This window comes from Pseudarthrobacter xylosi (assembly GCF_055412765.1).
In genome coordinates this window covers 88,737-101,826 of the sequence record NZ_JBVAYT010000011.1, presented here as the reverse complement: position 1 = coordinate 101,826, position 13,090 = coordinate 88,737, and the positions used below count along the sequence as shown (strand labels likewise).

The following is a 13,090-nucleotide window of genomic DNA, read 5'->3' as shown; positions in this document are numbered from 1 at the left end:
ACCGAGCCGCCTGAGGACCTACTTGCCGAAGCTGCGCAGCCGGAGCGAGTTGGCCACCACCAGCACGGAACTCGCCGCCATCGCGGCACCGGCAATCATCGGGTTCAACAGGCCCAGGGCGGCCACGGGAATGCCGATGGCGTTATAGAAGAACGCCCAGAACAGGTTGGTCTTGATGGTGGCCAGCGTCCGCCGCGACAATTCGATCGCCTGTGCCACCTGACCCAGATCGTTGCCCATGACGGTGAGGTCCGCCGCCTCGATGGCCACATCCGTACCGGATCCCATGGCAATGCCGAGGTCAGCCTGCGCCAGCGCGGCAGCATCATTCACGCCGTCGCCGGCCATCGCCACAATGGCCCCGCCCGCCTGGAGCCGTCGGACAGCGTCCACCTTCCCGGCAGGCAGGACACCGGCATGGACATCGCCAGGGGAAATCCCGACGGCGGCAGCGACCTGTGCGGCCACAGCGGCGTTGTCCCCGGTCAGCAGAATGGGGCGCAGCCCGAGCTTCTTCAGCTTTGCCACGGCTTCGGCGGAGCCCGGCTTCACGCTGTCCCGGAGACTGATGATTCCGGCCGGGGCGCCGTCCACCGCCACCCAGATGGCCGTGGCACCCGTGGCTTCCGCGTCGGCCAGCGCCTCCATCTGCGCGCCGGAGGGGCGGACGCCGTTCTCTGTGAGCCAGCCGGTGCGGCCTGCCAGGATTACGCGCCCTTCAATGGTTCCCACCACTCCGCCGCCGGGTGCCGAACGGAAGTGTTCGACGGCGGGGAGCCGCGCGCCGTCGTCGTGCCGGGTTTGTGCCTCCGCAGCCGCGGCCGCGATGGCGTGGGCGATCGGGTGCTCCGATGCCGCTTCGACGGCGCCGGCGAGCCGCAGCACCTCCCTGCTCTGGTAGCCGTCAAACGCGAGGGTATGGCCCACGGCGAGTTTTCCGGTGGTAACGGTGCCGGTCTTATCGAGCAGGATGGTGTCCACCGTGCGGGTGTCTTCCAGGACCTGCGGGCCCTTGATCAGGATGCCCAGCTGGGCGCCGCGGCCGGTTCCGGTGAGCAGCCCCACGGGAGTGGCCAGCCCCAGGGCGCACGGGCAAGCGATGACCAAAACAGTAACTGCGGCGGTAAAAGCTGCCCTGAGCTCGGCAGGCTCAATCACCGGTCCGTTGAACGCGAGCCACAGCCCAAACGTGAGCACGGCGAGGGCAAGAACGATGGGGACGAACACGGCGCTGATCCGGTCGGCGAGGCGCGCGATGGGGGCCTTCCCGGTTTGCGCCTGCGAGACCAGCCGGGCCATTTGTGCCAGCGTGGTTTCGGAGCCCACCCGGGTGGCCCGGACCAGCAGCCGTCCGGACGTGTTGATGGTGGCGCCGGTGACTTTGCTCCCTGGCGCTACCTCCACCGGGACGGATTCGCCGGTCAGCAGGGACGCGTCAACAGCTGAAATACCGTCGATCACCTCTCCGTCCGTGGCGATCTTTTCGCCGGGACGCACCACCACAACGTCTCCCACGCGGAGCTGATCGGCGGGGACTTTATGTTCGGAGCCCTCGTGAAGGATGGTGGCGTCCTTGGCGCCGAGGTTCAGCAACGCCTTGAGGGCGTCGCCGGCCTTCTGCTTGGCGTTGGCTTCGAGGAACCTGCCAAGGAGCAGGAAGGTGGTGACCACGGCGGCCACTTCGAAGTAGAGGCCCGCGGACTCCATCCCATCCATGGCCGGCTGGGCGGTCAAGCCGGGATCCGTGGCGAGCTGCCACACACTGAACAGGTAGGCCGCTGCGACGCCAATCGAGACAAGCGTGTCCATGGTGGACGCCAGATGGCGCGCATTCACGGCCGCAGCGCGGTGGAAGGGCCAGGCCGCCCAGCTGACCACCGGAAGTGCCAAGGCCCCGGCTACCCAACCCCAGTTGGGAAACTGCAGTGCCGGGACCATCGAAATTGCGAGAACGGGGAGAGTCAGTAGCGCGGCCACGATCAGGCGCGGGCGTAGTTGGGCCGCGGTTCCGCCGTGTTGCATGTGGTCACCTTGTGCGCCGCCTTCGGCACCATGCTCCGCGTGCTCGGTCGTTCCTCCCTTAGACGCACGCTTCCGCATGCCACCGGAGTCGGCGCTGTGCCCGTCTTCCGTGCCTCCGTGGTGACTATGGGTGGGGGATTCGCGGACTTTGGCTTTGTAGCCCGTTGCATTGACGGTGTCCACAATTTGCTGGTCCGTGATGCCGGCCGGGACGGTGACGTGGGCGGATTCCAGCGGGAGGTTGACGGAGGCTTCGACGCCGTCGAGTTTGCCCAGCTTCTTTTCCACGCGGTTCACGCAGGAGGCGCAGGTCATGCCCTCAATGTCCAGTTCAACCACCCGGTTTTGGGGTTGGTGGTGGAGATGGTCTGTGCTCATGGTGGATCCCCGATCAGACAGCGTTACGCGTTGTTGGCAACAACCAGGTAGCCGGCTTCGGCTACCGCTTCGCCGATCTCGGACGGCGACAGCTGCTGGCTTGAGGTGATGGTTACGGTGGAAATGCCGCCGGCGTTGAGTTCGACGTCGACCGTTTCAACCCCGGCGAGCGATTCAAGTTCCTCGCTGACAGACGAAACGCAGTGGCCGCAGGTCATGCCGGACACGTTGACGGTGGTGGAAGTGGTGCTCATGGCTGGCTCCTTGAAAGGGGACCGGCAGTGGCCGGCCGTGAATGGGTGGTCGGTAGCGGGTGGTCAGCGCAGGAGGCGGCCGATGGCCTCTGTGGCTTCTTTAACTTTGACGTCTATGGCTTCAGCGCGAAGGGCAGGATCGGGTTCGCCTGCGGCGCCCACCACGCAGTGGCCGATGTGCTCTTCCACGAGTCCCAGGCTCACGGCGTGCAGGGCCTTGGTGACCGCGGAGACCTGGGTCAGGATGTCGATGCAGTACTTGTCCTCATCCACCATCCGGGCGATGCCGCGGACCTGGCCCTCGATTCGCTTGAGCCGGCGGAGGTAGGCCTCTTTGTTTGCGGTGTAACCATGCGGAGGCGCCGGGTCAATGCCGGAATGGGGGGTCAAGGTTTCCTGCGAAGGTTCCATGCTGCCAACTTATACCCGGTGGGGGTATATTGCAAGTACCCCCTGGGGGTATTTTGTTCGGAAGTGCGCGCCACGAGTCCGGGGCCGGCGCAGCTGTGGAAGGGCACAAAAAAGCTCCGGAGTGCGTTATTGGGGGATACGCACTCCGGAGCAGCATTTGGGCAGAGTCACCAGCCGTTGCGGCCGGATCCCTCTGCTTGAACTAGCTTACTTGCCAGTACTGCCGTCCGCTACCACCTCGAATAACTACTTTCGCTTTATTATTTCGGCCACCCGAAAACCTCCCCGAATGGGGCGGGGCAACGGGTGTCGCTTCAGGCTCCCGGCTTAGGCATCGTCCTGATGGGCAGGCTTCCGGTAGGGAACCACCAGCACGGGGCGGCTTTGATGATGCGTCAGCCACAGTCCCACCGATCCGTTGAGCAGTTCGGAGATCCGGTGGGTCAGGCCGCGCTCCGATGTTCCAACAATGATCATGGGGGAGTTGCTTTCAGCGGCGAGCCGGGCGAGGGCGCGGCCCGGATCGCCGGCGAGGGTCCGCAGCGTCCAGTCCACGGGGGTGCCCGACGAAGCGGCATCGGCCACGGCTTCGGTGATCACCGTCCTGAGTTCCGTGGTGACGGAGCGGATATTGTCGTCGTCCTTGTCCGGGTGCAGCGACAGTCGGTGCGCGGATCTGGTTGGATCCCATTCCACCAGGTAGCTGGCCTCGTCAACATAGGCGAACAGCAACGGCGCTGACAGGCGGGCCGCGAGGGATGTGGCGGTCTTCAGCACCTCGGGATGCTGATCGGGCAACACGCCGACCAGGAGTGGAGGCGGGCCACTGAAACGTTCTGGACTCATAAGGCCATTCTGTGCCCGCACGGAACGCTTGAACAGGGCTGCGGGGGCCGACGGAAACGGACGCCTCAGACGGGCGACGCCGAGACCACCACGTTCTTGCCCCACGGGTCTTCCGTGTAGCAGCTGATCAGGACCACGCGGCTGGGCACCATGTCCCAGATGGGGCTGTCTTTAAGACTGTCCTTGAGGTAGGTGGTGACGCTGTCCACGCGGTAGCGGATGATCCCGGTTTCCGTGACGACCTCGAACGTGTCGCCGACGGCGGCGGCGGAGCTGAGGTGGTTGAACGGGGCGTCCCGGCCCTCCCAGCTGTGCCCGATGATGTACGTCGTGTTGCCCGACCCGTTGCCGGGAGTCCCGAACGGTGTCAGCCAATACCCGTCCATGGTGGTGGGCGGCACGATCGTCTGGCTTTCGACGGCGGTGCTGTCCGGCGCCAGCGGATGCACGGCCGTGTCCATCGCTGCTTTCGGATAGACGATCCGCTGCGGGGCCGAGGCCTCCGGGAGGACCGGGCTGGCGGCCACGGGTGCCGCTGCGGATGGTAAGGATGCAACCGGCACAGATGCAGACGGTGCCGATGGAAGGCCTGAAACGGCCAGGGGCAACGGCAGCTGGATCGACGAGGTTCCGGAAGAGTAGCCTGCAGTGCTTGTTCCCGGTGTTGCGGCCCCCTGCTGGTCCAGCAGCGGCCCACCGAACGTGAGGGACAGGAAGCCAAGGACGCCGCAGGCCAGGATGGCGATGTCTCCGCGGTTCAGGCCGCGGTGCCGCTTCGGCACTTCGTGCCGTCCGGTTTGCTTTGCCACGATGCTCCTCACGCCGTTGGAAAGTGTGCTTACAGGAAGGGCGCCCCGCCTTGAGTTGGCGGGGCGCCCTTCGTGTCAGCTCGGCCCAGTTCGAGCTGCGGGCTAGTCTGCCTTTGGTTCCAGGGACCTGCGGCGTACGGCCACCAGTGCGCCGGCGCCGAGCATCAGGCCCAAGCCCGCGAGCCAGGTAGGAGCGCTCTCGGCTCCGCCCACTGAGGTCTGCGCGTTGAAGCCCTGGTTGGTGCCCTGGCTGACAGCCGCTGCCCCGGTGCCGGCGGGGGTCTGTACGGAGGGGGTAACCGTGGTGACCGGCGTCTGGACAACGACTGCCGACTCCACCACAGGCGTCTCCACCACGGCCGGCGGGACCACCACGGGCTCTTCTGCAGGCGGGACGACGACCGGCGGCACCACCACGGGCTCTTCTGCAGGCGGGACGACGACGGGCGGCACCACCACTGGCGGAACAACCACGGGCGGCACTACAACCGGTGGAACCACCACAACGGGTGGAAGCGCCACCGGCTCACAGCCATTGGCAAAGTCCGCCATCCCTTGGGCGTCCCAGTTCAAGCCGGCAGGCAGCAGCGCGTTGGGCGGGATGATGTCGTGGGAGTGTCCGCTATGGGCAACCAGGCCGTTCACCCCGTGGATGTCGATACTGATGTCATGACCGTTGTGGCAGAGAGTGACTTTGTCTGCCGCGCTGGCCGGGGCCGAGACGGTGAGCAATGCCAGCCCCATGAGCCCCAGTGTTGCTAAGGTGCGTTTCATTGTTTTCTCCCCAGATTGTCTGAAACGGACCATGATGGGGGGCGTAGCGGTGACTCTGAGTGCCCCAGCAGCACGGTCAGCTTGCTTGTCTGTTCAGGCTAGGGGCGGCGGACAGGTGCGGTCGCGGGTAGCGGGTACTCGTCTTTTGGCCACGTTGACCTGCGGCGATACCTGCCTGTACGCGAAAGTGGGAGTCCGCTACTGGAGTGTTGCCACCCTTGAACGTGGACAGGGCGGCGCCTAACGTTGAAGCATACGAAAGGTGCGTGACCGGCATGGAAATCTACATGTGGTGGCTGGATCTGAACCTGCAAACCAAGGAATGGCTGCGGGAAAACCTCCGTGCGCTGGAACTGCCGTTACCGGTGTTGCAGGGCATCGCCGAAGCCGGCGGCCCGCACCCGGGTACCCCGGTGGCTGTCCTAACCGAAGCCGACTGGGATTTCATCGAAACGCAGTCCGAATTCGTGGACTGACAGGGCGCCGCCGGCACGGCCCAAGCGTCCAGTCCACGCAGGACCAATACACCCGAGCCAGTCCACATAGCGAAGAAAAGCGTTGCGGCCCTCCGGCCGGGGTGGTTGCATGGGGTGCATGGCAACCGCAGAGAACTTTGTCTTAGCGATCGGGACCAAAAAAGGCCTCTGGCTGGCCACCAGCCAGGACCGGAAGCAATGGTCCTTCTCCGGCCCGCATTTCCTGATGAGCGAAATCCCCAGCATCGGGATCGACACGCGGGACGGCCGAACCCGGATCATGGTGGGCGTCAGGTCCGAGCACTGGGGACCCACCGTGGCCCACTCCGACGACCTTGGCGCCACCTGGACCGAACCCGAACAGGGCGCCATCACGTTTCCCGAGGACACCGGCGCGGCAGTGGAGCGCATCTGGCAGATCTACCCGGACGCAGAGTCGCGGCCAGGGGTGGTGTGGGCAGGTGCCGAACCGATCTCGGTCTGGAAATCCACTGATGGCGGCGAGCATTTCGAGCTCAACCGCGGGCTCTGGGATCACCCGCATCGCAGCGACTGGGGTGCGGGTTACGGCGGCGCCGCCGCGCACTCCATCGTGGTGAATCAGGCGGGGGACAACGTCCACGTCGCCATGAGCACCGGCGGTGTGTACCGCTCGCTCGACGGCGGTGCGTCGTGGGAGCCCCGCAACAAGGGTATTTCGGCCTACTTCATGCCGGACCCCAATCCTGAATTCGGCCAGTGCGTCCACAAGATCGCGGCGGACGCTGCTGTGGAAGGACGGCTGTACGCGCAGAACCATCATGGCGTCTACCGCACGGATGACAACGGCGAAAACTGGGACTCCATCGCCGACGGCCTTCCGGCCGACTTCGGGTTTGTGATGCTGACGCACCCCCGGCGGGAGGGCACCGCCTGGGTTGTGCCGCTCAAAGCCGACGGCGAGCGGATCCCGCCGGATGGAAAGCTTGCCGTGCACCGAACGGACGATGCCGGGGCCAGCTGGAAGCGCCTAGATACAGGCCTGCCCGAGGGCGAGTACAACAGCGTGCTCCGTGACGCCGCGGGCGTGGATTCATCCGAGCCGGCCGGCCTCTACTTTGGCACCCGCGGCGGCACGGTGTACGCCAGTGCGGATGAAGGAGAGACGTTTGCTGAAGTTGTCAGTCATCTCCCCGATGTCCTGTGTGTCCGCGCCGCCGTGGTCGCCGGGGCTGGACTGGCGGTTCCGGACACGGTGGAGGCCCGCGGTGCCTGACATCAGCGTGGTACTACCTAGCATTCTCCAGCCGCTGGCCGGCGGGCAGTCCATCCTGACTGCGCCCGCCGACGCGACGGTGACTGTGGGAAGCCTGCTGGATACGGTGACTGGGGGTTACCCGGTGCTGGCCAGAAGGCTGCGGGACGAAACGGGAGCGCTTCGCCGGTACGTGAATATTTACGTTTCCGGCGACGAAGTGCGCCGGCTCCAGGGCCTGCAAACCGAGGTGTCGCCCGGGCAAGAGGTGCTGATCATCCAGTCGGTGGCCGGAGGTTAAGGCCGAAGCGTCTCGTGAGCGATCCGGTCCGGCTGAGCCGCGCGGCGGGCAGTCCTGACTGACTGCGCCCGCGCCGCGGTGCAAGATTCCGCGGTGCAAGCTCGGCCGTGCAAGGTTCCTGGGGCAGGTACCGCAAGGAGGTACTCCCTCAGAGGCCCGGATCCGGGTCAGGCAATCCGCCAGACGCTGCATTCGTCCGTATTGATCGCTTTCCGCGAGCCGGTGTGATGGTCCATGATCCAGACAACGCCGATTCCCGGTGCTGTCTCCTGGACAAGGCCGCGGCGGATGACCACGTCGTCGTAGCTGGGGCCTACGGAAAGGCGGGCTTCGATTTCATCACCGCGGTGGAGCTGGTCCAGGGCGCGGATTCTTGTTACATGGGCTTTGGCTTCCTTCAACATGGGGGCCTCCTGGCTGGAGCTGGTGCCTGCGAATGCCGGCACTTCCAGTGTGGCGGGGCAATGTTGCGCCGGCGTTTCCTCAACGTTAGGAGCCGGTTAGTTCTCCGCGATCGATTCGTTTCCGGTGCCGGCAATACCCCGCCGGAAGGTCAGGCCGCAACACTGCTGCGGTACGTGGCCAGGAACGCAGCGATCCTGCGCACGGCTTCTTCGATGTCCAGGACCGATGGAAGGATCACAAAACGGAAATGATCCGGTGCCGGCCAGTTGAAGGCGGTGCCGTGGGAGACCAGGATCTTCTGGTCCTGAAGGAGGTCCAGGACAAACTGTTCGTCGCTCGTGATCGGGTAAAGTTCCGGGTCCAGGCGGGGGAACAGGTACATGGCCCCGGCGGCGGGCACACACGTTACGCCGGGAATCGCCGTCAGGAGCCTGCATGCGAGGTCGCGCTGCTCGCGCAGCCTGCCGCCGGGCTTCACCAGGGCCTCGATGCTCTGATAGCCGCCCAGGCAGGTCTGGATCGCGTGTTGGGCGGGCACGTTGGGGCACAGGCGCAGGGAGGCGAGCAGTTCCAGTCCCTCCCGGTAGCCGGCGGTGGCGGCCAGCGGCCCGGTGATGGCCACCCAGCCCGACCGGTACCCGGGCATGCGGTAGGCCTTGGACAGGCCGCTGAAAGTCAGGCAGCACACGTCTTCTGCCACGGAGGCCGTGTGGATGTGCTGGGCTTCCTCGTAGAGCACTTTTTCGTAGATCTCGTCGGAGAACAGGACCAGGTTGTGTTTCCGGGCCAGGGCCGCGAACTGCTCCAGGATATGCCGGGGGTACACGGCACCTGTGGGGTTGTTCGGGTTGATGATCACGATGCCTTTGGTGCGGCGGGTGATCTTGGCTTCGACGTCGGCCATGTCCGGCCACCATTCCTCGGCTTCGTCGCAGAGGTAGTGCACTGGTTTGCCGCCGGTCAGGGTGACGGCCGCCGTCCACAGGGGATAGTCAGGCGCCGGGACCAGGATTTCGTCGCCGTTTTCCATAAAGGCCTGCAGACACATGGAGATGAGCTCGCTGACGCCGTTGCCGATGAAGACATCCTCCACACCGATCTGCATCAGGCCGCGGGTCTGGTAGTACTGCGAGATGGCCGTCCGGGCGGAGAAGATCCCCTTGGAATCGCTGTAGCCCTGGGCACCCCTCAGGTGGTGGATCATGTCCACAACCACGGACTCCGGCGTCTCCAGTCCGAAGGGGGCGGTGTCCCCCAGATTCATCTTGAGGATGCGGTGCCCCTCCGCCTCCATGTTCTTGGCGGCCTGGAGGATGGGCCCGCGGAGCTCATACCGGACGTTCTGGAGTTTGCTGGAGTGTTGCATGGCGCGCATGGTTGATCATTTCACAGCAGGATGGTTCACCGCACGGATGGTCCAGTGTGAAGTCGGCTCCTAGCTGGGGCTATACGCGTTCAGGCCTACCGCCTGCGCTGCTGCCGGGCAAGAATGGGCACTATGCAACTTCCCGTGATGCCTCCCGTCCCGCCCATGCTCGCCAAAGCCGTCAGCGGGATTGGTGGTATCCCGGAAAGGGGTGCCTTGAGCTATGAGCCCAAGTGGGACGGGTTCCGGTCCATTATTTTCCGCGACGGCGATGAACTGGAGATCGGCAGCCGCAACGAAAAGCCCATGACCAGGTATTTTCCTGAGCTTGTGGAGGCCCTCAAGGAGAATCTGCCGCCCCGCTGTGTGCTGGATGGTGAGATTGTCCTGGTGGGGGCAGCCGGTGACCGGCTGGATTTTGACGCCCTGCAGCAGCGCATCCATCCCGCCGCCAGCCGCGTGAAGCTTCTCGCAGAACAGACCCCGGCCAAGTTCGTGGCCTTTGACCTGCTGGCCCTGGGCGACGACGACTACACCGGCCGGCCCTTCGCCGAGCGTCGGGCAGCGCTGGAAAAGGCTCTCGAAGGCAGCAAGGCTCCCGTCCACGTCACCGCTGCGACCCAAGACAAAACCGTCGCTGAACAGTGGTTCCAGCGGTTCGAAGGCGCGGGCCTTGACGGGATTGTGGCCAAGCCGCTGGACGGCAGCTACCAGCTGGACAAGCGCGTGATGTTCAAGGTCAAACACGAACGCACAGCTGATTGTGTGGTGGCCGGCTACCGCGTGCACAAGAGCGGACCGGACGCGATCGGCTCGCTGCTGCTGGGCCTGTACAAGGACGACGGCGGTCTGGCCAGCGTGGGCGTGATCGGCGCCTTCCCCATGAAGCGCCGGCAGGAGCTGTTCGCGGAACTCCAGGCGCTGGTCACCGACTTCGACGGACACCCCTGGGCCTGGGCCAAGCAGGGGGAAGGCGAACGGACCCCGCGCAACGCGGAAGGCAGCCGGTGGAGCGCCGGCAAGGACCTGTCCTTTGTGCCGCTCCGGCCCGAGCTGGTGGTGGAGGTCAGGTACGACCACATGGAAGGTGATCGCTTCCGGCATACCGCGCAGTTCAACCGCTGGCGGCCCGACCGGGACCCCGAATCCTGCACGTACGAACAGCTGGAGGAACCGGTCAGCTTCGACCTTGCCTCGGTGCTGGACGCCGGCCGGCCGTAGGCGCCCGGCTAACCGTAGGCACCAAGCTGGCGCGCGCCGTCGTACTTTCGCTGCCCGAATGGCCCATTTTTCGACGGGGAAAGCCCGCCACTCCGAGGAATGGCGGGCCTTCCGGTCTCAAAAATGGGCCAGGGCGTTACTTCAGGCCGAGCTGCTTCGTGGGGATCTTGAAGGTTTCCTTGGCCGTCAGTGCGGAGATGGCCGCGATGACGCAGATGACGGCGGTGAAGATGCTGATCTGGACCCAGCCGCCGGGCCTGATGCCACCCATCGCCGCCACGATGGCCGGGGCGAAACCTGCCATCAGGAAGCCCAGCTGGGTGCCGATCGCCAGGCCAGAGAAGCGGACCTTGGTGCTGAACATCTCGGCGTAGAAGGACGGCCAGACCGCGTTGGAGGCCGCGTAGCCGAAGGAGAAGAAGCCGATGGCCGCGAGGAACATCAGCGGGATGCTGCCGGATTCCAGGCTGAGCAGGAACACCGGCGTCAGGATGGCGCTGGCCACGGCGCCGTAGATGAAGACCGGCTTGCGGCCGATCCGGTCCGCGAGCTTGCCGAACAGCGGCTGGGTGCCCAAAGCGACCAGGTTGGCGCCGACCACCAGCCAGAGTGTGGTGGTGCCGTCAACGCCGGCGACGGTCTTGGCGTAGCTGATGGCGAGCGTGCCGAACACGGTGGAGACGGCGGCGATGAAGGCACAGCAGACCACGCGAAGCACGTCGCGCCAGTGGTCCTTGAGGAGGTCAGCGACAGGCAGCTTGGAGATCTGGGCGGACTTCTGGGCTTCCTCGAACGCCGGGGGCTCGTGCAGTGTGCGCCGGATAAAGAACGCAACAATCACTACGACGGCGCTGAGCCAGAACGGGATACGCCAGCCGATGCCGTACTTGATCTCGTCCGGAAGAGCCAGGACGGGGATGAAGACCAGGGCGGCGAGGATCTGGCCGCCCTGGGTGCCGGTGAGGGTCCAGGAGGTGAAGAAGGAGCGGCGGTTGTCCGGTGCGTGTTCCAGCGTCATGGATGATGCGCCGGCCTGCTCGCCGGCGGCGGAGAGGCCCTGGCAAAGCCGAGCCAGCACCAGCAGGGCCGGAGCCCACCAGCCCACGGTGTTGAAGTCGGGCAGGCAGCCGATCAGGAACGTTGAAGCCCCCATCAGCAGCAGCGTGAACATCAGGACCTTCCGCCGCCCTACGCGGTCACCGAAGTGGCCCAGGATGACGGCGCCCACCGGCCGGGCCACATAGGCGAAACCGAAGGTGGCGAAGGACATGATTGCAGCGTTTGCTCCGGCGTCCGGGAAGAACACAGTGGGGAAGATCAGGGCGGCAGCGGAACCGAAGATGAAAAAGTCGTAGTATTCGACGGCGCTGCCCAGGAAGCTGGCAAGGGCTGCCTTCTTTGGCGTCCCGGCTGAGGCAACGGTGCCCTGCCCGGCGGACGGAAGTGTCTGGCTCATGGAGTTCCTTAGATGTGACGACGTTGTCGCGGATGGATCTGGAGGGTCGCAGCCGCAGCGGCCTGAGTGGAGCTGGTGCGGTGCGGCTGGAGTCCGTGGAAAGACCCGGACCAGTAGCCACATGGTGGGAGCTACTTGTGCGATACAGCAATGATGGCTGTGAGCGCAGTCACTTGTCAAGAAAATAATCACCATCTAGAAATAGTTTCCACGATGTGGCAACATCGACGTATGAGTGTGAATCAAACCACAGCGCCCGATGATGTCGCCGCTGAGCCAAAGACGCCCAAGGGTGACCGTACGGACATGGTGGGCAAGGCCCTGGGCCTGCTGGTCCTCCTGGGCGACGAACCGCGTGGGGCCAGCGCCGCGGAGATCTCGCGCCGCGCCGATCTCCCCTTCAGCACCACCTACCGCCTGCTGGGATCCCTGACGCGGGACGGATTTGTGGACTACGAGCCGGACGGCCGCCGCTACCACCTGGGCCTGCGGATCTTCCAGTTGGGGCAGCGGGTCTCCAACCATCACGGATTTGCCGGCACGGCACTGCCGGTCCTTCGCCGCGTGACCGAGCAGACCGGGGAGGCCACCATCCTCAGCGTCCGCGACGGCCACCACCACCTGACGGTCAACAAGGTGGACGGCCCGCAGACCTTCCGCGTCACCAGTGATCCCGGGCATCTGGGCGCCCTGCACGCTACGGCCGTGGGCAAAGCGCTGGTGGCTTTTGCCGAGGATGCGGAGCGTGAAGCGCTGCTCGAGGAGCTCGATCTGGAACCCCTCACCGAGCACACCATCACGGACCGGGGCGCCTTCCGTGCCGAGATCGAGAAGGTGCGCCGGCAGGGATATGCCGTCATGGACGAGGAGAACGAGAACGGCATGCGCGCCGTGGCCGTGCCGCTGTTCAATTCCCAGGGCCATGCCTTCGCCTCGCTGGCCACCGCCGTTCCCGTCTTCCGCCTCAGCATGGAAGCCCTGCAGGCCCATGTGCCCCTGCTGCAGGATGCCGCAGCAGAGCTGGCTGCGCGGTTGCCCCAGAGGTAAACCACTCCGCGATTGTTCGTATGTAGAACAAGCGTGCGAGAAGTGAACAAGTGTTGTACTGTAATCCCAATCACCCGACCCGCCGCGGAC

14 protein-coding genes are annotated in these 13,090 nt (G+C 65.3%); 5 read left to right on the top strand and 9 right to left on the bottom strand.

The window, feature by feature from the left end; all coding sequences use genetic code 11:
- Positions 1–18 precede the first annotated feature (18 nt).
- From ACZY1F_RS19510 to ACZY1F_RS19485, 6 genes are all read right to left on the bottom strand, one after another.
- Positions 19–2,400, bottom strand: a complete 2,382-nt coding sequence (locus ACZY1F_RS19510; RefSeq protein ID WP_463944101.1) for a heavy metal translocating P-type ATPase — start codon at positions 2,398–2,400, stop codon at positions 19–21.
- A gap of 23 nt (positions 2,401–2,423) precedes the next feature.
- The gene (locus ACZY1F_RS19505) at positions 2,424–2,654 is read right to left on the bottom strand and encodes a heavy-metal-associated domain-containing protein (RefSeq protein ID WP_185261998.1); all 231 of its coding nucleotides are present in this window, start codon (positions 2,652–2,654) and stop codon (positions 2,424–2,426) included.
- 63 nt (positions 2,655–2,717) lie between these two features.
- Complete coding sequence (locus tag ACZY1F_RS19500) at positions 2,718–3,065, bottom strand: metal-sensitive transcriptional regulator (RefSeq protein WP_463944100.1); 348 nt, start codon at positions 3,063–3,065, stop codon at positions 2,718–2,720.
- Between the two features lie 327 nt (positions 3,066–3,392).
- Positions 3,393–3,911: a universal stress protein gene (locus ACZY1F_RS19495; RefSeq protein WP_463944099.1), complete on the bottom strand. Its 519-nt coding sequence runs from the start codon at positions 3,909–3,911 to the stop codon at positions 3,393–3,395.
- Between the two features lie 65 nt (positions 3,912–3,976).
- Positions 3,977–4,720 (bottom strand): class F sortase, encoded by a 744-nt coding sequence (locus tag ACZY1F_RS19490; RefSeq protein WP_463944098.1) that lies wholly within the window; start codon positions 4,718–4,720, stop codon positions 3,977–3,979.
- A gap of 102 nt (positions 4,721–4,822) precedes the next feature.
- Positions 4,823–5,494: a hypothetical protein gene (locus tag ACZY1F_RS19485; RefSeq protein WP_463944097.1), complete on the bottom strand. Its 672-nt coding sequence runs from the start codon at positions 5,492–5,494 to the stop codon at positions 4,823–4,825.
- A gap of 275 nt (positions 5,495–5,769) precedes the next feature.
- Between ACZY1F_RS19485 and ACZY1F_RS19480 the strand changes: the two genes are divergently transcribed.
- The 3 genes from ACZY1F_RS19480 to ACZY1F_RS19470 all read left to right on the top strand — a co-directional run bounded on the left by ACZY1F_RS19480 (position 5,770) and on the right by ACZY1F_RS19470 (position 7,505).
- Complete coding sequence (locus ACZY1F_RS19480) at positions 5,770–5,970, top strand: hypothetical protein (RefSeq protein ID WP_463919178.1); 201 nt, start codon at positions 5,770–5,772, stop codon at positions 5,968–5,970.
- Between the two features lie 109 nt (positions 5,971–6,079).
- Positions 6,080–7,225, top strand: coding sequence for a WD40/YVTN/BNR-like repeat-containing protein (locus ACZY1F_RS19475; protein ID WP_463944096.1), 1,146 nt, complete (start codon positions 6,080–6,082; stop codon positions 7,223–7,225).
- Positions 7,218–7,505: a MoaD/ThiS family protein gene (locus ACZY1F_RS19470; protein ID WP_463944095.1), complete on the top strand. Its 288-nt coding sequence runs from the start codon at positions 7,218–7,220 to the stop codon at positions 7,503–7,505. Before ACZY1F_RS19475 ends, ACZY1F_RS19470 begins: the two co-directional genes overlap by 8 nt.
- Positions 7,506–7,672: 167 nt before the next feature.
- Here ACZY1F_RS19470 and ACZY1F_RS19465 read toward each other — a convergent pair whose 3' ends face one another.
- Both ACZY1F_RS19465 and ACZY1F_RS19460 read right to left on the bottom strand, forming a co-directional pair.
- On the bottom strand, positions 7,673–7,909 hold the full coding sequence (locus ACZY1F_RS19465) for a hypothetical protein (protein WP_463919106.1): 237 nt from the start codon (positions 7,907–7,909) through the stop codon (positions 7,673–7,675).
- Positions 7,910–8,058: 149 nt separating this feature from the next.
- Positions 8,059–9,285 (bottom strand): pyridoxal phosphate-dependent aminotransferase, encoded by a 1,227-nt coding sequence (locus ACZY1F_RS19460; protein ID WP_463944094.1) that lies wholly within the window; start codon positions 9,283–9,285, stop codon positions 8,059–8,061.
- Positions 9,286–9,408: 123 nt separating this feature from the next.
- Between ACZY1F_RS19460 and ACZY1F_RS19455 the strand changes: the two genes are divergently transcribed.
- Entirely contained in the window at positions 9,409–10,497 is a 1,089-nt protein-coding gene (locus ACZY1F_RS19455; protein WP_463944093.1) for an ATP-dependent DNA ligase, read from the top strand.
- Positions 10,498–10,633: 136 nt separating this feature from the next.
- Here the strand turns inward: ACZY1F_RS19455 and ACZY1F_RS19450 are convergent, their stop codons facing one another.
- Positions 10,634–11,953 (bottom strand): MFS transporter, encoded by a 1,320-nt coding sequence (locus tag ACZY1F_RS19450; protein ID WP_463944092.1) that lies wholly within the window; start codon positions 11,951–11,953, stop codon positions 10,634–10,636.
- Between the two features lie 231 nt (positions 11,954–12,184).
- Here ACZY1F_RS19450 and ACZY1F_RS19445 point away from each other — a divergent pair, with 231 nt between their 5' ends.
- Positions 12,185–13,000 (top strand): IclR family transcriptional regulator, encoded by an 816-nt coding sequence (locus ACZY1F_RS19445; RefSeq protein ID WP_463944091.1) that lies wholly within the window; start codon positions 12,185–12,187, stop codon positions 12,998–13,000.
- Positions 13,001–13,090: the final 90 nt, after the last annotated feature.

Excerpts from the sequence above, each read along its gene's own strand:
- ACZY1F_RS19450 (WP_463944092.1), bottom strand. The coding sequence starts at position 11,953 with ATGAGCCAGACACTTCCGTCCGCCGGGCAGGGCACCGTTGCCTCAGCC.
- ACZY1F_RS19455 (WP_463944093.1), top strand. The coding sequence starts at position 9,409 with ATGCAACTTCCCGTGATGCCTCCCGTCCCGCCCATGCTCGCCAAAGCC.
- ACZY1F_RS19505 (WP_185261998.1), bottom strand. The coding sequence starts at position 2,654 with ATGAGCACCACTTCCACCACCGTCAACGTGTCCGGCATGACCTGCGGC.
- ACZY1F_RS19475 (WP_463944096.1), top strand. The coding sequence starts at position 6,080 with ATGGGGTGCATGGCAACCGCAGAGAACTTTGTCTTAGCGATCGGGACC.
- ACZY1F_RS19500 (WP_463944100.1), bottom strand. The coding sequence starts at position 3,065 with ATGGAACCTTCGCAGGAAACCTTGACCCCCCATTCCGGCATTGACCCG.
- ACZY1F_RS19510 (WP_463944101.1), bottom strand. The coding sequence starts at position 2,400 with ATGAGCACAGACCATCTCCACCACCAACCCCAAAACCGGGTGGTTGAA.
- ACZY1F_RS19485 (WP_463944097.1), bottom strand. The coding sequence starts at position 5,494 with ATGAAACGCACCTTAGCAACACTGGGGCTCATGGGGCTGGCATTGCTC.
- ACZY1F_RS19480 (WP_463919178.1), top strand. The coding sequence starts at position 5,770 with ATGGAAATCTACATGTGGTGGCTGGATCTGAACCTGCAAACCAAGGAA.
- ACZY1F_RS19460 (WP_463944094.1), bottom strand. The coding sequence starts at position 9,285 with ATGCGCGCCATGCAACACTCCAGCAAACTCCAGAACGTCCGGTATGAG.
- ACZY1F_RS19465 (WP_463919106.1), bottom strand. The coding sequence starts at position 7,909 with ATGTTGAAGGAAGCCAAAGCCCATGTAACAAGAATCCGCGCCCTGGAC.
- ACZY1F_RS19445 (WP_463944091.1), top strand. The coding sequence starts at position 12,185 with ATGAGTGTGAATCAAACCACAGCGCCCGATGATGTCGCCGCTGAGCCA.
- ACZY1F_RS19495 (WP_463944099.1), bottom strand. The coding sequence starts at position 3,911 with ATGAGTCCAGAACGTTTCAGTGGCCCGCCTCCACTCCTGGTCGGCGTG.